Consider the following 23,752-nt stretch of genomic DNA (forward strand, 5'->3'; position numbering starts at 1 on the left):
CCTCGACCGGCTTTTCTTTTGGCTGCCCGGCCCTTGAGCCACCAGCCAGTGGCTCTTCGATAGCGTATGACGGATTTTTAAATGAGTAGCCCCACCACAGAAAACACCGACAACTGGCAACCGGTCATTGCGCTGGCGTTGGCCGCCTTTGTCTTCAACACCACCGAATTCGTGCCGGTCGGCCTGTTGAGTGCCATCGGCGACAGCTTCGACCTGTCGAGCGCGCAGGTCGGGCTGATGCTGACGATCTATGCCTGGGTGGTGTCCCTGACCTCGCTGCCGGTGATGCTGCTCACCCGCAACGTCGAACGACGCAAACTGCTGATGGTGCTGTTCGGCCTGTTTATTGTCAGCCATGTGCTGTCCAGCCTGGCCGCAAGCTTTGGTGTCCTGCTGGTGAGTCGGATCGGCATCGCCTTGTCCCATGCGCTGTTCTGGTCCATCACCGCGTCCCTCGCGGTGCGGGTGGCGCCGAAGGGCAAGCAGGTGCAGGCGCTGGGCCTGCTGGCGACCGGGACATCCATGGCCTTGGTGCTGGGGATTCCGCTGGGCCGTCTGCTCGGCGAAGCCATGGGCTGGCGCACCACCTTTCTGGTGATTGCGTTGATGGCCGGCGCCCTGGTGCTCTGGCTGGGCAGAAGCCTGCCGTTGCTGCCGAGCCAGAACTCGGGCTCCCTGAGAAGCCTGCCCATACTGTTCAAACGCCCCGCACTGGTGGCGGTCTACGGCCTGACGGCGACGGTGATCACGGCTCAGTTCACGGCCTATAGCTATATCGAACCGTTCATCAAAACCGTGGCCGGCATGAGTGGCGAGGTGGTGACCCTGATCCTGCTGCTGTTCGGTGGCGCGGGGATTTTCGGCTCGCTGCTGTTCAGTCGATTCAATCGGCAGCACCCACAGCGCTTTCTGCTGGCGGCCACTGCGTTGCTGGTGCTGTGCCTGGCATTGCTGTTGCCGTTGAGTGGCGAGGTTTCGACGCTGGGGGTACTCAGCGTGTTCTGGGGCATGGCGATCATGTGCTTCGGGCTGTCGCTGCAATCGAAGGTGCTGGTGCTGGCGCCGGACGCAACCGATGTGGCGATGGCCCTGTTCTCGGGGATCTACAACATCGGGATCGGTGGCGGGGCACTGGTGGGCAGTTGGGTGGGGCGGCAACTCGGGTTTGCCTATATCGGTGTGGTGGGGGGCGTGTTAGCAGGCCTGGCGCTGGCGTTCTACGGTCTCTCGATTTATCGCGCTGGCCGGGCAGGGGCGGGGCGCTGAGTCCTGATCGAACCTGAGCGCCAGGAGCCCGGTCAGGTTCCTGGCGCTCAGCGTGTGGCAATTACATCGCGGCGTGGAAAATCTCTTCGATTTGCGCCTGTTCCGCCGTCCGCGGATTGGTGAAACCGCAGGCGTCTTTCATGGCATTGGCCGCCAATGTTGGAATGTCCTCCACCTTGACCCCCAATTCAGTCAGGCCGCCTGGAATGCCAACGTCCAAAGACAATTTACGGATGCCGGCAATGGCCGCGACCGCACCTTGCTCGTGGTCAAGATGCTGGGTATCGATCCCCATCGCCCTGGCGACGTCCGTCAGGCGAGCCTGGGAAACGCTGGCGTTGAAGCTCTCGACGTGGGGCAGCAATATCGCGTTGCAGACACCGTGGGGCAGGTCATAGAAGCCACCCAGTTGGTGGGCCATGGCGTGCACGTAGCCCAGGGAGGCGTTGTTGAACGCCATCCCGGCCAGGAACTGCGCGTAGGCCATATTCTCCCGCGCCTGCATGTCGCCGCCGTTGGCGACCGCATTGCGCAGGTTGGCGGAGATCAGCTCCACGGCCTTGAGCGCGCAGGCATCGGTGATCGGCGTGGCCGCGGTGGAAACATAGGCTTCGATAGCGTGGGTCAACGCGTCCATGCCGGTGGCGGCGGTCAGGCCTTTGGGCATGGCGGCCATCAATGAGGGATCGTTGACCGACAGCAGTGGCGTCACGTTACGGTCGACGATGGCCATTTTCACGTGGCGGGTTTCGTCGGTGATGATGCAAAAGCGGGTCATCTCGCTGGCGGTGCCCGCCGTGGTATTGATGGCAACCAGTGGCATTTGTGGCTTGGCGGACTGATCGACGCCTTCGTAGTCACTGATATGCCCGCCATTGGTCGCACACAAGGCGATGCCCTTGGCGCAGTCATGGGGCGAGCCGCCGCCGAGGGAGATAATGAAGTCGGCGCCGCTGAGCTTGAGTCGCTCCAGACCGTTTTCGACGTTACTGACGGTCGGGTTCGGCTTGGCCCCATCGAATAGGGTCGCCTGGATGTCCTGCGCCGCCAGCAGTTTGGCGACCTTGTCCGCGACCCCTGCTTTTGCCAGCCCGGCGTCGGTGACGATCAGGGCGTGACGCAAACCATATTTGCGAATGGCGACCATGGCTTCATCGAGACTGCCGATGCCCATCATGTTTACGGACGGAATGAAGAACGTGCTGCTCATGACTAGCCCTCGTTATTGTGATTATTGGCCCGAACGGCCGGTGGTGCATTCATCAAGACGCACTCATCCTAGGAACGATGGCATAACGGTTAAATGGTCCTTTAGTCCTCGCAAGGGGGGTCTTTGGTCGTAATGGCACGCGGCTTCCTCCCATCGCAGGGGGGACCCCCTACCGAAGTAGGATACGGACCCGGGTCCAGTCTTCGTAGACTGAAGGATCAGACAGCGCACTTTGCGGAAGGCGACCATGGGACAGACCCAAACAGACGGCATAATCAGCGCGATGTCGATGGCAACCGAGGCGCAAGAGGTGGCCCAGGAGCTGGCGCGGCAGCTATTGCACCCGTACTTGGGGTTTGTGCTGTTCTTTTGTTCGGTCGAATACGATTTGCGCGCCCTGGGCAGCGCATTGCAGCAGAGCTTTGGCGGCATTCGCGTGGTGGGCTGTACCAGCGCCGGGGAAATCACCCCGCAGGGCTATGGCCGAGGCTGTGTGACCGCGGTGGGTTTTGATCATCGGCATTTCTCCATTGCCGCCGAGCTGATCGACGAATTGGAACGTTTCAGTCTGATCGACGCCCAGCAAATGGTCGAGCGACTGGTCGGCGGCTGTCGCAGCAACAGCCTGGCGCCGATCAAGGGCAACAGTTTTGCCCTGACACTGCTCGACGGCCTGTCCAGCCGCGAGGAAACGGTCCTTGCGGCGCTGAGCGCCGCCTTGGGCGATATCCCGCACTTTGGCGGCTCTGCCGGAGACGATAACTACCTGACCCATACCCATGTGTACTTCGGCGGCGAATTCCACAGCGGCGCGGCCGTGGTGCTGTTGGTCAATACCTGGTTGGACTTCGAAGTGTTCACCACGCACCACATTCTGCCGCGTGCGGAAAAGCTGGTGGTCACCCGCGCCGACAGCGGCATGCGCCGGGTCTACGAACTCAATGCCGAGCCTGCGGCCGAGGAATACGCGCAGATCATCGGGGTGCCCGTGGCACAACTCAATCACCAGGTTTTTGCCGCTCACCCGCTGGCGGTTCGTATCAACGATCAGTACTACGTCAGGGCCATTCAACAGGTCAATCCTGACCTGAGCCTGAGCTTTTACTGTGCGGTGGAGAACGGCATCGTGCTCACGGCGATGACGCCCGGCCCCTTGCTGCCGAACCTGCAGACGCTGTTCGACGGCTTGCGGGAGCGCCTGGGGCCGTTGTTGCTGACCATCGGCTGCGATTGTTTCCTGCGGCGCCTGGAGCTGGAAGACGATGGCAGTGTCCAGCAGATCGGCGCCTTCCTGCGCGAGCAGCGGGTGATAGGTTTCAACACCTACGGAGAGCAGTTCAATGGCATGCATATCAACCAGACCTTTACCGGTGTCGCCATTGGACGCAACCGTGCAGCCATCTCCCGCTGAGCTGCTTGAGCAGATCGAACAACTGCGGCGGGACAATCACAAGCTGCGGCGGATCAATACGGCGCTGATCGAGCGGGTCGAGTCCGGGACCGCCCGTGGCAATGATTCCTATGCGGCCTTTCAGCACTCGGTGGTCCTGGCCGAACAGGTCAGGGAGCGTACCGATGCGTTGAACCAGGCCATGGCCGAGCTCAAGGCCAGCAATCATCTGCTCAGTGACGCACGCCTGCGGGCGGAAACGGCCCATCAACATCTGGTCGATGCCATTGAAAGTATTTCCGATGCGTTCGTGCTGTTCGATGAAGACCAGCGCATCGTGCTGTTCAACAGTCGCTTCAAGGCGTTCTGGGCCAACAGCCGGGTACGGATCATCGCGGGCATGCGCTTGACCGAGGTCAAGCGGTTGCTGGCCAGTACCGGGTTGTTCAGTGAAGAGCCGCGACACAGCGCCGGCGCACACCTGCTGTACCGTCTGAATGATGGTCGCTGGCTGCAGGTCAGCGAGCGGCCGACCCGCGAGGGTGGCCGGGTGATCCTGTTTACCGACATCACGGACGTCAAACTCAGCGAAACCATGCGCCGCGAGCAAGCCGTCGCGCAGAAGTCGCACCTGCTGCAACGGGCCGTCGACAACCTGTCCCAGGGTGTCGCGATGGTCAACGCCGAGGGCATCCTGGAACTGTGGAATCGGCGTTTCCTGGAGCTGAGCGGGCTGGCGCCGGTTGCCGCGCACAGGCTGTTTTCCGAGGTCATCGCCGACAGCGAACTGGAACTGTTGACGCCGGACAGCCGCGACGCCAACGGCCGGGTGATCCATGAACGGGAGCAGCGGCTGGACGATGGCCGGGTGCTGGAAATTCGCACGCATCCCTTACCCACCGGCGGTTTCGTCAACACCTTCACGGACATCACCGAACGCTACCAGCATGCTGAAGCCCTCAGCGAGAGCGAGCGCTGGATCCGCCTGATCACCGACCATGTGCCGGCGCTCATTGCCTACCTGAACGCCGACCTGGTCTATGAGTTCACCAACAAGGTCTATGAACAGTGGTACTGCTGGCCGCGTGGCGTGATGCTCGGACAGAGCCTGCGCGAGGTCCACAGCGAAGAGCATTACCAGCGCCTGGAAACCTATGTCGAACGCGCCCTTGCGGGGGAAAGCGTGACCTTCGAATGCCCTGAGATCAACATCAACAATCAGGAGCGCTACATGCTGCGCTCCTATGTGCCCAATCGCTTGGCCAATGGTGAAGTGATCGGCATCTTTGTGCTGATCCGCGATATCACCGAACGCCGCCGTACCGCCGAAGCGCTGCACCAGGCTTATCAGAACCTCGAGCAGCGAGTCCGCGAGCGCACCACCGAGTTGACCACCCTGAACAGCCAGCTGCTGCGCGAGATCGACGAGCGCAGTCGGGTCGAGTCGCGCCTGCGTGAAGCCAAGCTCGAAGCCGAGCAGGCCAACCTGTCGAAAACCAAGTTTCTGGCCGCCGTCAGCCATGATCTGCTTCAGCCGCTCAACGCCGCACGCCTGTTTACCAGTGCCTTGTTGGAGCGCCGCGAACCGGAGGCCAACGCAACCCTGGTGCGTAATGTCAGCAATTCGCTGGAAGACGTGGAGAATCTGCTCGGCACGCTGGTGGATATCTCCAAGCTGGATGCCGGGGTAATCAAGGCCGATATCGCGCCGTTTGCCCTGAGCGAACTGCTGGAAAACCTGGCGGTCGAGTTCGCGCAAGCGGCTGCCAGCGAGGGCTTGCGCCTGGCGTTCGTGCCGTGTTCGGCGCTGGTGCGCAGCGATATCCAGTTGCTCGCGCGGATTCTGCGCAACCTGCTGAGCAACGCCATCCGCTACACCACCACTGGCCGCGTGGTATTGGGTTGTCGTCGGCATCGCCATTGTCTGTCCATCGAGGTCTGGGATACCGGTATCGGGATTGCCGAGAACAAACTGGAGGAAATTTTCCAGGAGTTCAAACGCGGCGACGTGCAACGGCCCCATCAGGATCGCGGGCTGGGTCTCGGGTTGGCCATTGTCGAAAAAATCGCCGGGATCCTCGGGCATAAGATCAGCGTCCGCTCGACCCCCGGCAAAGGCTCGATGTTCGCTGTCGAAGTGCCGCTGACCCTCTGCGCGCCCAAGCCACAGATCCAGTTACCCATGACGGGGCCCATGCTCGAAAGGTTGCGCGGGGCACGGATCTGGGTGCTGGACAATGATGCGACGATTTGCGCGGGGATGCGCACGCTCCTGGAAAGCTGGGGCTGCGAGGTGGTCACCGCGCTGTGCGAACAGGACCTGGCGCGGCAGGTGGACAACTATCATGGCGACGCCGACCTGTTGATTGCCGATTATCACCTGGACCATGAGCAGAACGGTGTCGATGTCGTGGCCACGATCAACGCCCGACGTGGCTTGCCCTTGCCGGCGCTGATGATCACGGCCAACTACAGCAATGAACTGAAGCTGCAAATGCGTGAGCTGGGCCACACCTTGATGCACAAACCGGTGCGGCCGATGAAGCTCAAGACTGCCATCAGTCATCTGCTGGGCAAGGAGTCGGTGGGTTGACCCACTCAGCGCCGCAGGTAGGCGGTGAAATCGATATCCCCGGCGCTGAGAATCGCCTGGACCCGGTTATGCACGTTGAGCTTGCGCAGGATGGCCGAGACGTGCGCCTTGACCGTGGTCTCGGCGATTTCCAGGGTGTAGCCGATCTGTTTGTTCGACTCGCCCTTGGTCATACGTTCCAGGACCAGCAATTGCTTGCGGGTCAGCGATTGGAGTAACTCAGGCGCAAAGCCGGGGGCGCTGTTCATGCTGCGCCGGGTATCGGCCTTTGGCGAGTGGATGATATCCGGAGGCAGATAGACATTGCCGTTGAGGATCTGCTCGATGGCGTCAGTCATCTGCGCCCGTGGCGACGACTTGGTAATAAAGCCCACCGCACCGTACATGATGGCTTGCAGCACAATCTGCTTGTCTTGTTCGGCGGACACGATCACCACCGGGATGGTGGGCGCCTCGTTGCGCAGATTGATCAGGCCATTGAGGCCGTGCATGCCAGGCATATTCAGGTCGAGCAGAATCAGGTCGAAGTCGTCATGGCGCTGAGTCAGTGCCAGCGCGCTCTCCAGGTCGGCGGTTTCCATCACTTCGCAGCCCGGAAAACCGTCGCTGATCACATTGGCGATGGCTTCACGAAACAGCGGGTGATCATCGGCAATTAGAATTTTGTACATGGCCTTGCACCTGTTTATTTTTGATTGCGGTGTGGTGGCGGGGCATTTCTGTTGTTCAGGGAAAGGGCTCAGGGTACGAAGTCCTGGGTAGGCGGCATAAGGGCGATTCCTTTCTTGTAATGGCGGCATTACATGCCACTCCCCCTGCTTTGTGAATGCGACGATAGTCAGGTAAACCCCTACTAAAGTACGAAGCGTTGCGCGTTTGCGGTTTTCCAGAAGGGCCCAATTACGACTAAATGACAAGGTGACCCCTGCCAAGGGCGTATTCGTTTGGCGGCGCAGGCTCTCTAGCATCTGTTCATCGCGTGTGCGACCCACAGACAATGACCCGCAAAGAGGCCTCAATCATGATTTACGCACCCCCCGGAACCCCAGGCGCTGTCGTTTCTTTCAAATCGCGCTATGGCAATTACATCGGCGGTGAGTTTATCGCGCCGGTCCATGGCGAATACTTCACCAATACCTCGCCGATCAACGGTGACGTGATTGCCCAGTTCCCCCGTTCCACCGCCGCTGATATCGAACTCGCGCTGGACGCCGCCCATGGGGCGGCCGATGCCTGGGGCAAGACCTCGGCACAGGATCGCTCGCGGGTCCTGTTGAACATTGCCGACCGCATTGAACAGCATCTTGAAGTGCTGGCCGTTACCGAAACCTGGGACAACGGCAAGGCCGTGCGCGAAACCCTGAATGCCGACGTTCCGCTGGCGGCCGACCACTTCCGTTATTTCGCCGGTTGCATCCGTGCCCAGGAAGGCGGTGCCGCGGAGATCAACGAACTGACCACGGCTTACCATTTCCATGAACCCCTGGGCGTGGTGGGGCAAATCATTCCGTGGAACTTCCCACTGCTGATGGCGGCCTGGAAGCTGGCGCCTGCGCTGGCGGCGGGCAACTGCGTGGTGCTGAAACCGGCCGAACAAACGCCGCTGTCGATCATGGTCTTCGCCGAGCTGATCAACGACCTGCTGCCACCGGGTGTCTTGAACATCGTCCATGGCTTTGGCCGTGAAGCCGGCGAGGCCCTGGCCACCAGCAAGCGTATCGCCAAGATCGCATTCACCGGCTCCACGCCGGTGGGCGCGCACATCATGAAGTGCGCGGCCGAGAACATCATTCCCAGTACGGTAGAGCTGGGTGGCAAGTCGCCGAATATCTTCTTCGAAGACATCATGCAGGCCGAGCCGCAGTTTATCGAAAAGGCCGCTGAAGGCCTGGTGCTGGCGTTTTTCAACCAGGGCGAGGTTTGCACCTGCCCGTCGCGTGCCTTGATCCAGGAATCGATCTACGACGCGTTCATGGCGGTCGTGATGCAGAAGATCGGCAAGATCAAGCGTGGCGATCCTCTGGACACCGAGACCATGGTCGGCGCCCAGGCCTCGGAGCAGCAATACGACAAGATTCTTTCGTACCTGAAGATTGCTCAGGAGGAGGGGGCGGTGCTCTTGACCGGCGGCGCGGCGGAGCACCTGGAAGGCGATCTGTCCACCGGCTACTACATCCAGCCGACGCTGCTCAAGGGCAACAACACAATGCGCGTGTTCCAGGAGGAGATCTTTGGCCCGGTGGTGGGCGTGACCACCTTCAAGGACGAAGCTGAAGCCCTGGCGATTGCCAACGACAGCGAGTTCGGCCTCGGTGCGGGCCTGTGGACCCGTGATATCAACCGTGCCTACCGTATGGGGCGGGCGATCAAGGCCGGTCGCGTGTGGACCAACTGCTATCACCTGTACCCGGCGCATGCCGCGTTCGGTGGCTACAAGAAATCAGGGGTCGGCCGTGAAAACCACAAAATGATGCTCGACCACTACCAGCAGACCAAAAACCTGCTGGTCAGCTACGACATCAATCCGCTGGGCTTCTTTTGATGCGCTGAGCCTTTTACCGGCAAACGCTTGAAATGGCAGGAACCTGGCATGCCCTCGTTCCTGCCGTTCGTTTTGTCCATGCTCGGCTCGTCGCAGCAATCGAAGGCTGGTGGGCGAATAGAGGGCCGATTTGTTTTCCGTTGTGCGTCCCTGGCTTGTTAGTGGAGCGTCACCACCCGGCGGCTCTCGCCGATCCGGATCCTGTCCAGCGCCCGGTTCAAGGCGTCCAGGGCATCGAGAAGTGCTTTTGCCTCGGTCTCCCTGCCATCCCCCCAAAGGCGTTCAGCCATTTTGTTCAGGGCCTGGATTGACCTTTCGATCTCAGCAGCCGTTGCTGCCGCGCTAGCTGCCGGCTTTGTCTTTGGCATTTTCAGAACTTCAACTGTCGGGTGACTGATTTATTTACCATGGCAGGATCTCTCCTGGAAACGTGTTTTATCCATGGGGAAGGCTGGAATGGAACCTCTCGACCAAAGGACGCGACAGTTATGGAAACCCTTTTTTCTCAAGTCGGCGAGCGTTTGAACGATCGCCGATTTACGGTAGCAGGCAACGCCCACGGGCTATCCGGTGCAGGCACGGTATTTCATTACCATGTCGAGGGAAACGCTATTTCGGGCACCTACCAAGGCGGCCGGATCCGCATGGGGCATCAAGTCGGGCGCGTGACAGGCCCGGATACCATTGAGCTTCTTTATCATTGCTTGACCACGGAGGGCGAGATGCTTGCCGGTTGGTCCCGTGGCACGGTAGGCGTTGATCACGCAGGGCGTACCACTCTGGCTTTCGTATGGGGTTGGTTGTCGGGCGCGACTGGCGGTGGGGAGTCCAGCTACATCGAGCTTGTCGCGTAGTCGTCACGCTTAACCATTAACAGTCCTTGTATTCGGGGAGAACCGAGCGTTACGGATGTGCTCATCCTGCCATTCTAAAAACTTGCGCGGGTTCCACGCTTTCATTGCCCGATGGGTTGGCTGTACCGATCCTGGATGCGCTTCAACTCACCTGACTGGCGCAGTTGCTCCAGGGCGTCGGCCCAGGCGGCTACCCGTTTGTCGTCACTGTCGCGGCTGAAGGCAATGTACAGCGATGAGCGATAAAGCTCGATGGGAATCTGCCGCAGCGTGCCGGGGGCGATGTTCAACTCGCGGCTGTAGTAAGCCACCCCCGCGGCGGTGTCACCGACGATGATGTCAGTGCGTCCGGCGAGCAGCATGCGATAGAGCTGCCGGCTCTCGATTGCAACTTTTGCGAGGTTGTTGAAGCCCCGCGACTGCAGAACCTCGGGTATCAGGCCGGCCTGTCTCGTCGTGATCTGTGGCGCGCGTAGTAGCTGTTCCAGGGAATTCACCGGCTGCTGCGCATTGGCTAACTGATAGGGGTAAATGGACTCCTCCACGATAGGTCCGACCCACTTGTATAAGGGATCGCGCTTTGCCGTGCGGAACAGGGAATACAGGATGGTCTTGGGGCGGGTATTCAATGCGTGGATGCTGCGCATACTGGGCAGCAGCACCATCTCGAAGTCATCCCCGGTCCGCGCCATGATGGCCCGGACGATCTCCGTGGACATGCCCGTGAGCTGATTGTTCTCCTGATAGTTGTACGGTGCCCACTCCTCGGTAACGACCAGATAGGACTCGGCCCTGGCGGGAGCGCCGAGCAATAGACAGAGCAGCGCTACAGCAAGTGTCGAAGACTTCACGTGTTCTGCCTGGTTGACTACACGGTGATCAAGGCTGGCTCCTGATTAAAGGGGCAAAATCAGTATAGACCCTGACACCTGTCTGACGTCTGAGGCAGTGTCGTAAAAGGTGGTTCAGGTTTTCGCTGAAGCTTGTCCTGGCTGAGCATAGGCGTCGCAGCCAGTGGCATGAGTCAGCCTCCGGGCACCCAGTGCCCGGAGGTTGTCGCCTGTTACTCGAGCAATTGTTCCAGGCTTGGGTCGCGGATCACGCGTTGCAGTGGCTGCGGTGCGCCATTGCCAGACTTCAGCATCTTCAACTTCAGGCCGGCGGTTTTCGCGCAAGCGTTGATGCCGTTTTCGTAGATCCCGCCCATGTCACACTTCCACTGGTAGAAGTTCACCAGACTGCCCGACATCTGCAGGCTGAAATCCGTGCTCTTGGTACCCGGGGTGAACGGATGGCCTGCCGGAATGTTCTGGAACCATCTCATCCAGTCAGGCGAACCCACCGGTGGCGGATCTTTCTGGAACAGTGGATTCATGATCGCCACTTGCGGCGCCTCGGCCGTCATATGGCAGCTCTGGCAGGAGCTGTTGGGATTGTCCACCGGACCGTTGAGGCGCCCGTTCCAGCCCAGGTGGGTCGGCGGCAGCTCCTGGGTGTTGGCGTTGATGGCGGTCTGTTGCAGCTCCGGGTTGATCTTGGTGACGGTCGGTTTCGGGTTGGTGAAGTCATTGCCGGTTTCTTTCGGATCGTTGCCCCAGATGATCCCCACCGGCACCAGGTTGTCCCAGCCAGCCTTGCCGGTCTTGGCGCCGTTGTACTGGAAGGTGCCGAAGATCCAGCCGGTCTCCTTCATGCGGGTGTCACGTACGGCGATGTCCATCTGGATCAGGGCGACATCCTTCACCACGCGATTGGCGGAGGTGAAGGTGTCGGTGATATAGCCCTGCCACAACACCGGGTTGACCAGGAACGGCACGGTGTTGCGGTCGATGTCGGCAAACAGGGCCTTGCACACGACCGTACCGTTGGGGAAGCTGTTGGGCTGCGAGGTGTAGCTCGGATCAGGGTTCTGTGGGTCTTTCCAGACCTTGCCGATGGTGTAGGCGCCGATGTCGTTGTAAATGCCCACGGCGTAAGTCTGGCCGGTGGCGGTTTGCGTGGACGCCAGTTGCTGGGCCTGGATCTGCGCTTCCTTGGTCAAGCCATGGATGCCCTCGCGCCCCAGCGGGCCATAGTGCTGCCACGGCATGTGGTACCACTGGCGAACCTTGTTTTTCTGAACGTCCCAATTGACGTCGACGTTACCTTCCAGGCAGTAGTTTTTCACGGCGTCCATGTAGGCACGCCAGGTTTCAAAATTGTTGTCCTGCTTGGTCGGCAGCTTCTTGAAGAACTCCGGCAGCGGGCCTTTGGGCGGTGTGGTGGGATAACTCTGGCTGAGCACGAATTTGGCGCCGGTATAGGTGTCGGGTGGCGCGTAGCCATAGTCAGGGTAGGTACCGGCCTGGGCGGCGACGCTGAACAACGCGGCCGCCACCGCGAAGGCTGTGAGCTTTCCTAGGGGTTGGGTCATCAATCATCTCCTTGATAGGGAAAACGCCTGGCATCGCTTGGGCTTATGCCTGCCAATGCGGGGGCTTCCTTTTATTTATTTTTGGTCAAGGTCTCGGTTTGATCGCCGAGACGGCTTCACGGGTGAAACGGGGTATCGGGTATGGGTGGTCTACCTCCTCGGCGGTGCCGGACGACTGAGTTCAATCCCCAACGATTTGCCAGGAATGATCAACAGAGAGGAAACGGAGTGTGCGCAGGGAGGGCGGGGGATTCTGACTATCGACTCCTGTCGATCGCTGGCCGTTCTTCCTTGCTATCAGGTGTAGGTCATTTTCAGGAAAGTGCCATTCTTTTAGATGGCAGCCAGGGGAACATCGGGAGGCATGCACGTGCTGAATCCATCGCGTTGGACACATCCTATAGTGTGATCAATGGACCGCTGGATTAACGGCTCAGGTCACTAGACAGATATCAAATGGCCGCCTACGCTGCAAATCGCTACTGTTAAACCTGTGCCTACACAAGCTGGATCGTTCGGTAATACCTGACATCGGATGTAAACTCTTCATTAGCCAGGAGGCTAACCTTATGTCTGTTCAACCGCTTACGCATGTACTCATCGATACCGATGTCGATTTCGACGATTACATGGCCATGTCGTATTTGCTCAAGCATCATGGGATAAAAGTCGAAGGTATTACTGTGACGGGGGTGGGCGCTGTTCACTTGAGTCACGGTGTTGAAAATGTCAGCAATTTCCTCACTTTGTTTAATGACCCTGAGATAGAACGTATCCCCGTTGCGGCGGGTCTTCAGCGCCCCATGGTGTACAGCAATACCTTTCCCTTTGAAACACGCCAGGCGGCGGATCACCATTACGACGCCCTGTTTCCACGGAAAAACCCCAATCCCACGCGAGCTGATGCGCTCGCTTTCTTAAGGGAAACCTTGGAAAAGGCCGATCATAAATTTACCGTGTTAATGATCGGCGGTGGTACGACCTGGGGGCATTTGTTCCAGCACGCTAAAACCGACAGTGCGTTGCAACGCTTGTTGCTCAGTAAAGTAGACCGCATCGTGATGATGGGCGGGAATTTGTTGCCGGAATACGTCCAGCCGGGTGCGGGCGGTAATATTATTGACGCTTTGGGCGACGCGCCTTATTACACCAACGAAGTTGCCGAATGGAATATCTTCCTGGATCCGCTGGGTGCCCAATATGTCTTTGATGGCGGTATCCCTGTGCAATTGGTTGCGCTGAACGCCAGTAACTTTATCCCTATTACCCAGAATTTCGTGAGCCAGCTCTCCCGGATTTCCAACCCGGTGGCTCAGTTCCTTACCCACGTGCTGCAAAGCTCGACCATCGCGCCGGGTATCGGCAAATATCTGTATTTCTGGGATCCCTTGGCGGCCACCGCGATAACCGACCCTCAGTTTCTTCAATTTACCCGCTATCACCTGCGGGTGGAGCAGGAGCTGAACGAAGAGCAGGATATGACCGGGAAGTTGGTGCCGGATAACGCGGGTGCCCCAGTCGATGTGGCCCTTTCGGCCGCCCCCGGGTTCGTCACCACACTTTATCTGTACACCATCGCAGGCAACTCGACCGAAGCCACCGCCGAAAACATGGCCAAAGCAGCAGAGGCCGTGGCCGATAAGTAGCGTTGCAAGGCAAGGGCCGGCAGCCAGGGAACAGCTACGCCGATCAGGGCGCCTCCGCGCCCTGTAGTAGCCGCTATTCAAAGGAGCGAATATATGAACGTCAAAGCAATGCTGGGTCGACTGTTGCTGTGCCTGGGTGGCGTGCTGGCGGTCTCGTCGGTTTATGCGGAGAGTGTGATCATCGCCACACCGCAACAAGGTGTGGGGATCACGGTCGATGTCTTTGATCATCCAGAGGCTTCAAGTGGCACGCCTTCTTCGACGAGCACGGTGCCCTTCAGGCCGCAAGCGTTTTATATACCCTCGGTGCAGTCGTTCAAGGGTAAGGTTTATATGTTCTGGGCCAACAACAATGACCAAAAGCATATAAATTATGCCACTTCGGCGGAAGGGAAAAACTGGTCTGCCACACAAACTATCAGTGTGGATAGTATTTTTAGTAATGTCTCGGTGAGCGTGTTCAATCAAAAATTGGTACTGACCTTTACCGATCCCCAGGGCCGCTTGAAGACCGTCAGCTCCGAAAACGGCACCGGCTGGTCCACGGCCAAGCCTATCAGTACGCTCCATACGGCCATCAATAACAAACCGATTGTGTATAACGGACAGCTCTTTGTCTTGTATAGCGAAAACTCAGGTAACGCTGTTTATTATGTCACCTCGAATGACGGTGTTGCGTGGAGCCGGGAAAATCTGGCCTTCCAGGAAAGCGCCGACAAAATTCTAACGATGGTGCCCGTCGTCTATAACGGTCAATTGTGGGCTTATTACGCTTTTGAAAATGGCGCCATGTTCGCCCGCACTTACGACCGGGCCGGCCAGTGGGGGGCGAAGCAAGCGCTGACGGGGATAAACGGCCAGGGGCCCAGGGGCTTCCTGAACAGTGCAACGATGATCGGCGAGCGCGTGTTTATCAGCAGCAGTTCCAGTACGTTTTATTCAAACGACGGGCTGCATTGGAATGCGTATTTCTCCAAACGCTTCCCTGGGAATTCGGCCTATCCATCGGGATTGGGCGTTTCCTATGCCATCACTGCAAACGATTTGACCATGAACAATCCGCAACTGCCCGCGGATCTGGCCACGGGCCTTAGCCATACCGATTATGCAACTTTCGCCTGGCGCAGCTTTATCGCACTGAACAATGCCGCCAACACGCCGTTGCCCGCTAACCGCGGCATTGGCAATCCCTCCAGCAGCTTTGCCGATTCGGGCAAGCTGCCACAATCTCCCAGTCCCTTGTTGTGGCAAACCTTCGCCCACCGCACCGAGTTGTTTCCTCCGGGAGGGGAAAAAAAAGGCGTAGGCGGCCCTACGCGGCCGTTCGCTTCCAGCCCGCAATACCGCTATGTCAGTTTCCCCAACGGTGTGCCTTTGGCCCCAGGCGCGAGTTTTGCTCATTACAACAATCTGGATGAGGCGACTCAAATAGGGCAAAACGCGATATTTTTCCCGGTCAACCCACCACGACCAGCAATGAACGGGAGTCACTATGCCCCTTCGAACGACAGCCAGATCCTGTTCGAGGCCAAGGCCAATCCCGTCATTTACACGTATGCGCAAGGCCTGAGCATGTACCCGGATCATATCGTCCTGCCCGACGGCGCGGTGGAGGTCAAGGCGGCATGGCGCAAGCTGGCGGATATTCCGGTGGCGCAGCGTGCGCGCTACCATACGGCGACGGTGGTGACCTATCACGGCACCGATAAGGCACCGGTGGCGTACAACGAAGACTATGCCCTGGTCGCCTTGCATATCATCCATAAGACGGCCAACTACCCGACCTTCATTTTCGCCACGTTCGAGCATGAGGATGCGATGACCTTGCCCGACAAGTCGCCGACCGGGCTTTACTATATCGCCAACTACGACAAGGTTGCCTACTCGCCGGATAACGGTTCACCGCCGGTTGCTACCTTCTCTGACGGCAACACCACCCATACGGTGACCCTGCCCAGGGGCGATGTTGCGGACTCGGCCCATACTCCGCCCATCTACTCCGGCAGCAACGGGATCCCCAAGGGGCAGGCCGGGCCGATTCGTGTCGTGCAACCGCAAACCATCTATTCCGAAGTCACGGCGGTCAACAACCAGGTCAAGCAACTAATGGACGGCAGCAGTGCGTTCAACAATTCGGTCTGGAAGCACTACCGGCTTAAAGGGGTGCAGGCCATTCCGTCGAGCACTGAAACCGACCCGGATTATTACCTGGCCAATATCCTGGTCGAAAGCAGCCAGCCGGGGATTCAACTCTTTCGCGGAAGCAACGTATTCCCCGTTCCGGAGGACAACACCCTGACCAATATGCGCACGGTGAAGAACATCAAGGTGCCGGATTTTGATCACAGCACTGGAAGCCAGACCATGGGCGGCTGCATGGGTTGTCATGGCATCGCCCAGAGCACACTGAAACAAGGTTTCAGTTTTCTGTTTGATGCGATCAATCGCGCTAACTTCATGGACCCCTCCAGCCCTACCGGCTTTGCGAATCCGGAGACCATAGGTTTGCCGGATACTCGCACCCAGCATGCACGGGCTCTGAAATACTCTTTCGGCTTTCAGAACAAAGGCGCGGTTGAGGAGACGGGCAAGTAGGAAGCCGGTGTGGCTCACTCCCGCTTCTCGGCCACCAACAGCAATGACTGAGGCGCAGCACTCTGTGGGTGCTGCGGCTCCTGCAAAGTACTCAACCGAAAACCGGCCATGTCCAGTGCATTGAGCCAACTGGACAGGGTTCGGAAATACCAGGGCATGGCTTGCCACTGCCCCTTGAACCCATCGAAGGTCTCGTTCCGCCAACCATCCTGATAGTCGCCCGCCGCCGCAGTCCACGGATGGAGGGTCTGGATCACCAGCGCGCCGCCAGGGGCGAGCAGGGCGTTCATGGCGGCGAGCAGAGGGATGATGTCCTGGTGCAGCAGGGCGAAGTTGGCGCAGATCAGGTCGTAGTCTCGGCCGACATCCACCTTCGCCTCCACCAACGCTTCGTAGCTGGCCAAATGCACTGGCGAAGAGCCCGCCGCCCGCGCGGCCTCAACCAGCGTCGCATCGCCGTCCACACCAACCGCGTTGATGCCCCGTGTCGCCAGTGCCCGCAACAGCCAGCCCTCGCCACAACCCAGGTCGAGCACACGCTCGGGCTGGCGGCCCAGCACCGCCAGCAGGATGGCCTGGTCGGTGACCTGGCGGCGGCTTTCGATGGCGCCGCCGCGAACCGCTTCAATCCAGGATTGGGCGTTGTGATGCCAGCTTTGCAGGAGGGCGGATTCGGGGGCGGGCATTTCGGTGTCCGGAGTAGGGGCGTTGGCTGGAAGGATAGGACAAGTACAGGTGGAACGGGCCTCGTCGATGATGCTTTGCCTGCATCCGTTCAAAGCCGCTCAACCGTCCTCAATCAACATCCCTCGCGCAATAGCTACATCAAGGTGCTGGGCGCAATCCCCAGGAGACCCGTCAGGGTGTTCATGATGGCCTGTTGTCTGGTGCGGTTGGCCTGGTGTTCCGCTTCTGCGGCAGCCACATCCGCTTGGCAGTGCGGGCAGGTCGACTCGTGGGGATAGATGTATTGCAAACAGCCACGGCACAGGGCCAGTTGCACGGGAATGCGCCCTTCATCCGGCGATTTCTGCCCTTGATTGGCCCAGGCCAGTTTGATCACCTGACCGCTATCGCTGACGCTGCTGACTTTTTCACCGGTGTCGATACGCTCGGTGATCAGGTCGAAACGCCCGACCGCGAAGGAGGCCTGCGGGGCGTCCTCGATTTTCACGATTCGTTCTCGCAGCCCTTGTTTTTCCAGATCCAGCGCACGGTAATGGCAGTAAGGGTTGTTGCCTGGCTTGCCCAGCAAGGAGTGTGAGGTCCAGGTGCAGCCACCGCGGCATACATCGTTGTAGTAACAGCTGCGGCAATAACCCCACAGGTCCTCGACGCCGCGCAGGCGCCCGAAGTGCATGCCTTCGCTGTAATGCCAGATGTCGTGCAGATTCATATTGCGCACGTTCCCGCCGGAAAAGCCGACGGTGGCCAGGGAAGGGCAGCCTTTCACCGTGCCATCGGCCTCAAGTGCCAGAACCGTTTGGCCGGCGGCGCAGCCACTCCAATGCACGCGCTCGTCACCAAAGCCGCGCCAGAGATGTTCGTAAGGGCCGTAGTAGCCAATGTTGTTGCCCACGTTCATCAGCAGGCCGCGATCGACCCCCTCCCGGTAAAGCCGCGCCAGCAACGGCATCACCTCAAGCAACTGGCTGGGTTGTAGCAGTAGCTCCGGGTGATCGACGGCATTGCCCATGGCGACCGTGAGCTGGATCTGCCAGTGAGTTGCGCCCAGCTCGATAATGGTGTCCATGAGCGCCGGCAAATCAGGCAAGGTGGCCGCGCCGATCTGCGTGTTGACGCTCACGGCGAGCCCGGATTGTTTGGCGCGGCGCAAGGTGTCCACGGCCTTGTCGAAGGAGCCCGGGACATTGCGTACCGCGTCATGCAGCGGGGCAAGACCATCGAGCGAAACGCCGACGCCATTGAGGCCGGCGTCGACCGCGGCCTGCATCTTGGCGGGCGTCAGGTTACGTCCGCCTGTTTGTATGGCGCAGTACATGCCGTGATCGTGGATCGCCCGGATCAGCTGCGTCCAGTCCTTGCGCAAATAGGCTTCGCCACCGATCAGGGTGATCTCTCGGGTACCGAGAGCCGCCAGTGAGTCGATCACCTCCAGGCATTCGCGGGTGTTCAGTTCATCGGGACGTCGATGGCCCGCGCGTGAGCCGCAGTGCAGGCATTTGAGGTCGCAGGCCAGGGTGATTTCCCAGACCACATGAACCGGTACGTAGCGTTTGAGGTCGGTCTCACTGAGATAACGGGCAGGGCGGTTGTCTGACATGGGGAAATCCTTGCGCGCGGGCACGGCGCGATACGAGTCCATCGAAGTGTTCGCGCCTTCCCTAGCGTCGATGGCGCGGTTGGATTTGCCTCTGGTTGGAAAGACCCGGGAGAGACCAGAATCGGCCTCGCCCGGGCAAAGCGGACTAGCGTGCTTCCAGGCGCGCGATTTCCGCGTTCAATTGCTCGAGGGCGCTTTGCAGCACACCGTGATGCGCCAGTTGCTGCTCTCCCAGGTGCACAACGGATTTCAGTTGCGCCAGATCGCCACTGGCTTGTGCCTGCTGCACCGCCACGGCGTAGAGCGGCAATACGGGATGCCTCCCAGGCTCGTGCTGCTCGACGGGGGCCTGGCTGACAGCGGCGTGCCTGACGTAATGCTCTTGGCCATGCTCGAAGTAGTTATAGTCGACAAACCCGCTGGCCCAATCCGCGCCGAGGATCCCCTTGAGATGAAACGTCTCGGCGATCTGGCTGGGCGGTCTGCTTGGGCCACCCTCCAGGGTGAGGACAATGTGGTTCTCCACCGAGGCTGTCAGTTTGGCCTCGGAGTAATTGCCCCAGACCTTGGCGCGGAAATTAACCGTTGGGTAGGTACTGGCGAACACACTGGCAATTCCGGTGACGGTCTTGCGAGCGGTATCGACCAGCAGATCGAGGGTAAGTACCGGCGCACCCAGCAGTGGGGTATGGGTGATGAGGCGAGTATGAAAAAGTCCAATCGACATGGTGCAACTCCCTTGTTTGTATGCGGACAGTTCAGTCTGATCGCGCCGCCAGTCAGCGCCGCTCCAGCCTGCTGATTTCGCCCTTCGCGGCTTCCAGTGCGCTCTGCAACTGGGGTTGTTGCTCCAGTTGCTGTTTGGCGAGGCCGGCCAGGTGTTTCATCTGGGCCAGGTCGCCGCTGGCAATGGCGCTCTGAATCGGCGCGGCGTACAGGGGCATAATCGGTGGGTAGGGCAGAATGACCGGGCCAGGGCCCATGGGTGGAAAGAAGCGGGATTGCACCGGTTCATTGAGGTGGGCGGGGACGTTGTTGACGCTGACCCAGCTCTGGCCATTCAGGTACTGGTAGCTGGCCACGCCTTCTTTCCAGTCACTGCCCACCACCAGGTGCAACTTGAAGTTCACGGCAGTGTTCGCAGTGGGGCCGCCGTGGTTGCCTTGAGCGGTAATCAGGATTTTGCTGACGGCCGGTGACATGACCGTCATGTAGGTGTATTCACCCCAGACATCCGACTGTAGATCGAGCGGCGGGTTGATCGCCTGGGTGACGATGGCAGTACCACTGATACTCTGCTCGGGTGTAAAGACCAGCAGATTGAGCGTCAGGCTTTGTGCCCCGGGGGCCGAGGTGCCAATTCGATAACTGAGTGGGAACAAGCCGACAAGTTGCTGAGTAGAACCAGACATAGTTATTGCCTCCATTGCATTGAGAGAAAGGCCCTAAAGCTTCTCTAAACGGGAAACTTCCTTGGCCAGCTTTTCATACGCGGTTTGCAGGTCTTTCGAGTGCGGCGTCGTTGAGTCACGTTGCTTCAGCAACGCTTTCATCTGCTGCAGATTGCCCTCCTCGATCGCGCCTTGGATGGCGGTCCCGTAAGGAGGTAAAGCGTGGGGCGTTGAACGATTCATAACGATGGATCCTTCCGTGGTGTTGCCAAACCCTCCTTCCGGGAAGGAGGGCACCCTTATGCACGCTGACCCCGTTTCGGGGCGATGTTTTGCCCGTCGACAATGGCCGCTTGCAATTGCGCGTTAGCGAAGGCACCGGTGGTGGGCGACGATTCAATCGCGCCGTTGAGTTGCCCACGCTGACTGTGTAATGTTCGGGGGCGTCTTGATGACCGGATTGTGATGATCGGCGGCCAGGAGGGGATGTGAAAAAAACGTGCGAATCGATAGTACGTTGGTCATCTTTCTATCCTTGAGAGAAAACAACGAAACGCAGGGATCAACTCGTCACTCAGGGCGAGCGAATAGATGATCGCAAGCACAAACCATCCCTGATTTTCTTGGGTATTAGCTGTCGGTAACAGCAGGTTTTCCGATACTCGCAGACTGGCATTTCGCCAGTTACGTAACCCTAGATATGAATTTCCGATCGTGCCAAAAAAAGCGCCGAACGGTCATGTCGGTTCATTTTCAGGAAGCGTGCGCTGTGAGCCGTTGTATCAAATGGCGCCCTATAGACCGCAAGGTACACGACAATCGCCAGCTCACCTTAGAGGGCATCAGCCCATGGACAGTAGAATCTTACGCAACCTGATGCGCATCGTGCAGACCGGCTCGTTGTCGGCGGCCGCGGAGCAGTCCAGTTTGACGGTGCAGGCGTTGGCCGCGCAGTTGAACAAGGTCGAAGAGCAGTTTGGTTTTCGCCTGTTTCGGCGCTCCAACAAGGGCTTGACCCTGACCCCCCAGGGCACGGAACTCACGCCCTACATGGACAAGGTGTTGGTCGCCACGCGACAGATGGAAGAGAAAGTCACCGCGCTGAAGGCGCCTGGGCAACGCACCCTGAAGGTGGCGCTCAATACCACGCTGTCGGAGGACTTCAATCGGAGAATGATCGGGCGCCTGATCGAGGTGTTCCCTGACCATCAGTTGGAATTCAGCTACGCCGAGTCGATGGAAAACCTCAGCAAGCTCAAGAACGAAGGCTTCGACCTGGCCGTGTTGATCGGCCCGCAAAAGCTCGGATTGCCGAGTATTGTGCTGCCGGATGTGCATATCCGGGTGGTGGGCGCCCACTGTGGTGATGAGCGCGATCCGTTGGTGCTGCTGGGTAATAAGTTTCTGGTTCGTCCGGCGGATGATTGTCCGTATTCCCACAGTTTCTCGCGCTTTCTCGATGCCGGCCTGGGGCGCTATGAATCCGCCCAGCGGATGATCTACTCCGGCAGCGAAATCCTGACCCTTTCGTTGATCACGCAGATGGACGGCCTCGGCATGGTGTCCCGCGAGGCGGCCCTGCGTCACGGCTTGAGCATCTTTCCTGGTTTCGAGGATTTCCTCGAAGTGCGATTGGTGGTCAATAACCCGGAGTTGTCGAGCCAGGCACTGAACGATGTGGTCGCGTTGGGCCTGCATGAGCGAGTCGCGCACCCTGTACGCAGCCGTTCGAAGCCCGGTATCGAAAATGTGCTTCAGTGATCGGCGGTGTCGTTGGCACTGGTGTTCAACCACAGGCGCAGCTCCGTCTTGAGGAGTTCGCCGTAGCTGTTCTTGAGCAGTACGTTACGCAGTTCTGTCGGGTAGATGGGCGCATCGCCGTAGATGATGGTCTTGATTTCCCCGCCATCGTAGCCTAGGCGGCGGGCCTGTTCGACCATGCAGGTGAACATGGCGGGGGCCACGAACAACGCGATATTGCCGAACCCGCTCGCCAGTTCGAACAGTTCGTCGACCTTGAAGCCGCGAGACTCCGGGACGACATGGCGAGCGGCCCGGCGTACATGGATCAGGTTATAGAGCCCGGCACAGTGAGACATCGGCGCTGCATAGACCACGGCCTCATCGGCGTCGATCGGATCGACATCGGGTGAACAGCCCTGTGACATGGCCGTCAAGTTACCGTGGCTGAGCATCACCGCCTTGAAGCGATCGGTGGGGCCACAGGTGTAGAACAGCCAGGCGAGGTCATCGGCCTGACGCGGGCAGGGCGTGTCCGGCGGCGAAGTGATTGAGGTGAGTGCGCCCATGTCCTCTCGATCCAGCTCTCGACACGCCTGGGGCAGGGCCCCGGGCGCGAACACCTGGCCGCCATCGGTCAAAATCAGCCGGGCCCGGGCATTGCGCACGATCCAGCCAGCCTCGACGGGGTGCAGCTTGCAGTCGATCGGCACCGCCACCGCGCCGGCCCACCAGATGGCATAGAGCAGTTCGAGGTATTCGCAACAGTTCATCATGAACAGCGCGACCCGATCGCCGGGGGCAATGCCGTGCTCGTCGATCAGATACCCGGCACGGTGCCGGACCAGGTCGACAAAGACGCCGTAGTTGGCGACTTGCCGTCGTCCCTCGAACAAGGCCGGACGCTCTGGGTAACGAAGGCCGGCGTCGTCCAGCCAGTTGGCGATATTCATGCTCGGCTCCTGCGTGGCTGATCGCGGATTTCCTGGTCAGTCGTCGACGCCAACTGCCCTGTTTAGAGCGAGCACTACGAGTCTTCACCGCATGGAGCGGCATAGTCCGTCAGGTGTGGATTTGCGTCCATGAGAAATAACTTCAGGCATCTCAAGCGTTGTTTGAATCGCCCTTCAAGGCAAAGTCCGCGGGGTCGAACCGATCGCTCGTGTCCATCCGAATATTTCGCAGCCCCACTGTTTCCAGGTGCGACGCGTATAGGGGTTCCGAGAAATAGCTGATCAGGATGGAGCGACGGCGTGCACCGATGACGTTCAGACTGCCCGCATGCACCAGATCGACATCAAAGACCAGGATGTCTCCCGCGGAGCCTGAAAGCTGCACGGACCGGGACTCGTCATTGAAGTTCAAGGGTGGTTCTTCCTGCCCGGGGCGATGGCTGCCGGGGACGATCCGTGTTGCGCCGTTCCCGGGGCCATAGTCGTCAAAATAAGCCAGGGCGCCGACCATGTCGCCAGGCCGTTGGGCCGACAAGTCGCGGTGCAGCTGTTGATGGCCGCGACCGGCCAGGGGCTCGCGACCCTCCACCTGGGAGAGGAAGAATCGTTCTCCGATCAACTCACCCACCACCGCCAGCAACTCCGGCAGACGGCACACCGCCTGAACCCTGGAATCATCGTCCAACAACGAGTGGCGACAATCCATGCCCCGCGGTACTGGCCATTGATCCGACGGTTTCACGCCTGCATCGAATACGGTGCGAAGCTCATCCAGCCACTCGGCCGGGATCGCTCGGCGCAGCAGTACATAGCCCTCTCGATGGAGTTGCTCGCGGTCAGTCATAGTGTCCTCAAGTCCCTTGCCACCCACGCCT

Annotated in this window: 19 protein-coding genes and 1 pseudogene; 8 read left to right on the top strand and 12 right to left on the bottom strand. The window is 59.4% G+C overall.

Going from position 1 to position 23,752, the window contains the following annotated elements; translation table 11 throughout:
* Positions 1–81 precede the first annotated feature (81 nt).
* On the top strand, positions 82–1,266 hold the full coding sequence (locus M5B42_RS25070; RefSeq protein WP_248747327.1) for a sugar transporter: 1,185 nt from the start codon (positions 82–84) through the stop codon (positions 1,264–1,266).
* A 61-nt stretch (positions 1,267–1,327) separates the two neighbouring features.
* Here the strand turns inward: M5B42_RS25070 and yiaY are convergent, their stop codons facing one another.
* Positions 1,328–2,476 carry an L-threonine dehydrogenase gene (yiaY, locus tag M5B42_RS25075; protein WP_177104584.1) on the bottom strand — a complete coding sequence of 383 codons (1,149 nt, stop codon included), beginning with the start codon at positions 2,474–2,476 and terminating at the stop codon, positions 1,328–1,330.
* Positions 2,477–2,723: 247 nt separating this feature from the next.
* On the opposite strand from yiaY, the gene nosP reads away from it, so the two are divergent.
* Both nosP and nahK read left to right on the top strand, forming a co-directional pair.
* Complete coding sequence (gene nosP, locus M5B42_RS25080; RefSeq protein WP_103496848.1) at positions 2,724–3,887, top strand: nitric oxide-sensing protein NosP; 1,164 nt, start codon at positions 2,724–2,726, stop codon at positions 3,885–3,887.
* Entirely contained in the window at positions 3,817–6,459 is a 2,643-nt protein-coding gene (nahK, locus tag M5B42_RS25085; protein WP_248747328.1) for a hybrid sensor histidine kinase/response regulator NahK/ErcS', read from the top strand. Before nosP ends, nahK begins: the two co-directional genes overlap by 71 nt.
* 5 nt (positions 6,460–6,464) lie before the next feature.
* Here the strand turns inward: nahK and M5B42_RS25090 are convergent, their stop codons facing one another.
* Positions 6,465–7,130, bottom strand: a complete 666-nt coding sequence (locus tag M5B42_RS25090) for a response regulator transcription factor (protein ID WP_103496846.1) — start codon at positions 7,128–7,130, stop codon at positions 6,465–6,467.
* A gap of 350 nt (positions 7,131–7,480) precedes the next feature.
* On the opposite strand from M5B42_RS25090, the gene M5B42_RS25095 reads away from it, so the two are divergent.
* The gene (locus tag M5B42_RS25095; protein WP_248747329.1) at positions 7,481–9,001 is read left to right on the top strand and encodes an aldehyde dehydrogenase family protein; all 1,521 of its coding nucleotides are present in this window, start codon (positions 7,481–7,483) and stop codon (positions 8,999–9,001) included.
* 158 nt (positions 9,002–9,159) lie between these two features.
* On the opposite strand, the gene M5B42_RS25100 is transcribed toward M5B42_RS25095, so the two are convergent.
* The gene (locus M5B42_RS25100) at positions 9,160–9,369 is read right to left on the bottom strand and encodes a hypothetical protein (RefSeq protein ID WP_103496844.1); all 210 of its coding nucleotides are present in this window, start codon (positions 9,367–9,369) and stop codon (positions 9,160–9,162) included.
* A gap of 120 nt (positions 9,370–9,489) precedes the next feature.
* Between M5B42_RS25100 and M5B42_RS25105 the strand changes: the two genes are divergently transcribed.
* Positions 9,490–9,855: a hypothetical protein gene (locus M5B42_RS25105; RefSeq protein ID WP_248747330.1), complete on the top strand. Its 366-nt coding sequence runs from the start codon at positions 9,490–9,492 to the stop codon at positions 9,853–9,855.
* Positions 9,856–9,956: 101 nt separating this feature from the next.
* On the opposite strand, the gene M5B42_RS25110 is transcribed toward M5B42_RS25105, so the two are convergent.
* Together M5B42_RS25110 and M5B42_RS25115 are read right to left on the bottom strand one after the other, a co-directional pair.
* Positions 9,957–10,706, bottom strand: coding sequence for a transporter substrate-binding domain-containing protein (locus tag M5B42_RS25110; protein WP_103496841.1), 750 nt, complete (start codon positions 10,704–10,706; stop codon positions 9,957–9,959).
* A 212-nt stretch (positions 10,707–10,918) separates the two neighbouring features.
* Positions 10,919–12,268, bottom strand: a complete 1,350-nt coding sequence (locus M5B42_RS25115; protein ID WP_248747331.1) for a hypothetical protein — start codon at positions 12,266–12,268, stop codon at positions 10,919–10,921.
* 569 nt (positions 12,269–12,837) lie between these two features.
* On the opposite strand from M5B42_RS25115, the gene M5B42_RS25120 reads away from it, so the two are divergent.
* Together M5B42_RS25120 and M5B42_RS25125 are read left to right on the top strand one after the other, a co-directional pair.
* Positions 12,838–13,914: a nucleoside hydrolase gene (locus tag M5B42_RS25120; protein ID WP_248747332.1), complete on the top strand. Its 1,077-nt coding sequence runs from the start codon at positions 12,838–12,840 to the stop codon at positions 13,912–13,914.
* Between the two features lie 93 nt (positions 13,915–14,007).
* Positions 14,008–16,509, top strand: coding sequence for a sialidase family protein (locus M5B42_RS25125; protein WP_248747333.1), 2,502 nt, complete (start codon positions 14,008–14,010; stop codon positions 16,507–16,509).
* 14 nt (positions 16,510–16,523) lie between these two features.
* Here M5B42_RS25125 and M5B42_RS25130 read toward each other — a convergent pair whose 3' ends face one another.
* The 5 genes from M5B42_RS25130 to M5B42_RS25150 all read right to left on the bottom strand — a co-directional run bounded on the left by M5B42_RS25130 (position 16,524) and on the right by M5B42_RS25150 (position 20,427).
* Entirely contained in the window at positions 16,524–17,195 is a 672-nt protein-coding gene (locus tag M5B42_RS25130; RefSeq protein WP_152741942.1) for a class I SAM-dependent methyltransferase, read from the bottom strand.
* A gap of 134 nt (positions 17,196–17,329) precedes the next feature.
* A complete protein-coding gene (locus tag M5B42_RS25135) occupies positions 17,330–18,793 on the bottom strand; it encodes a GDL motif peptide-associated radical SAM/SPASM maturase (protein ID WP_103496830.1) in 1,464 nt (487 codons plus the stop codon).
* Positions 18,794–18,938: 145 nt separating this feature from the next.
* Positions 18,939–19,520, bottom strand: a complete 582-nt coding sequence (locus tag M5B42_RS25140; RefSeq protein ID WP_103496829.1) for a DUF1842 domain-containing protein — start codon at positions 19,518–19,520, stop codon at positions 18,939–18,941.
* 52 nt (positions 19,521–19,572) lie between these two features.
* Positions 19,573–20,205 (bottom strand): DUF1842 domain-containing protein, encoded by a 633-nt coding sequence (locus tag M5B42_RS25145; protein ID WP_248747334.1) that lies wholly within the window; start codon positions 20,203–20,205, stop codon positions 19,573–19,575.
* A 33-nt stretch (positions 20,206–20,238) separates the two neighbouring features.
* Positions 20,239–20,427: a DUF1843 domain-containing protein gene (locus M5B42_RS25150; protein ID WP_100941712.1), complete on the bottom strand. Its 189-nt coding sequence runs from the start codon at positions 20,425–20,427 to the stop codon at positions 20,239–20,241.
* 606 nt (positions 20,428–21,033) lie between these two features.
* On the opposite strand from M5B42_RS25150, the gene M5B42_RS25155 reads away from it, so the two are divergent.
* Positions 21,034–21,945, top strand: a complete 912-nt coding sequence (locus M5B42_RS25155) for a LysR family transcriptional regulator (RefSeq protein WP_248747335.1) — start codon at positions 21,034–21,036, stop codon at positions 21,943–21,945.
* Positions 21,946–22,031: 86 nt separating this feature from the next.
* Here the strand turns inward: M5B42_RS25155 and M5B42_RS25160 are convergent.
* A pseudogene (locus M5B42_RS25160) lies at positions 22,032–22,877 on the bottom strand (AMP-binding protein); the annotation flags it as partial.
* Between the two features lie 151 nt (positions 22,878–23,028).
* Positions 23,029–23,721, bottom strand: coding sequence for a phytanoyl-CoA dioxygenase family protein (locus tag M5B42_RS25165; protein ID WP_152741939.1), 693 nt, complete (start codon positions 23,719–23,721; stop codon positions 23,029–23,031).
* Between the last annotated feature and the right edge of the window lie 31 nt (positions 23,722–23,752).

Origin of the sequence: Pseudomonas sp. MWU12-2037 (assembly GCF_023242345.1) — a bacterium.
GTDB classification, from domain to species: Bacteria; Pseudomonadota; Gammaproteobacteria; order Pseudomonadales; family Pseudomonadaceae; genus Aquipseudomonas; species Aquipseudomonas gingeri_D.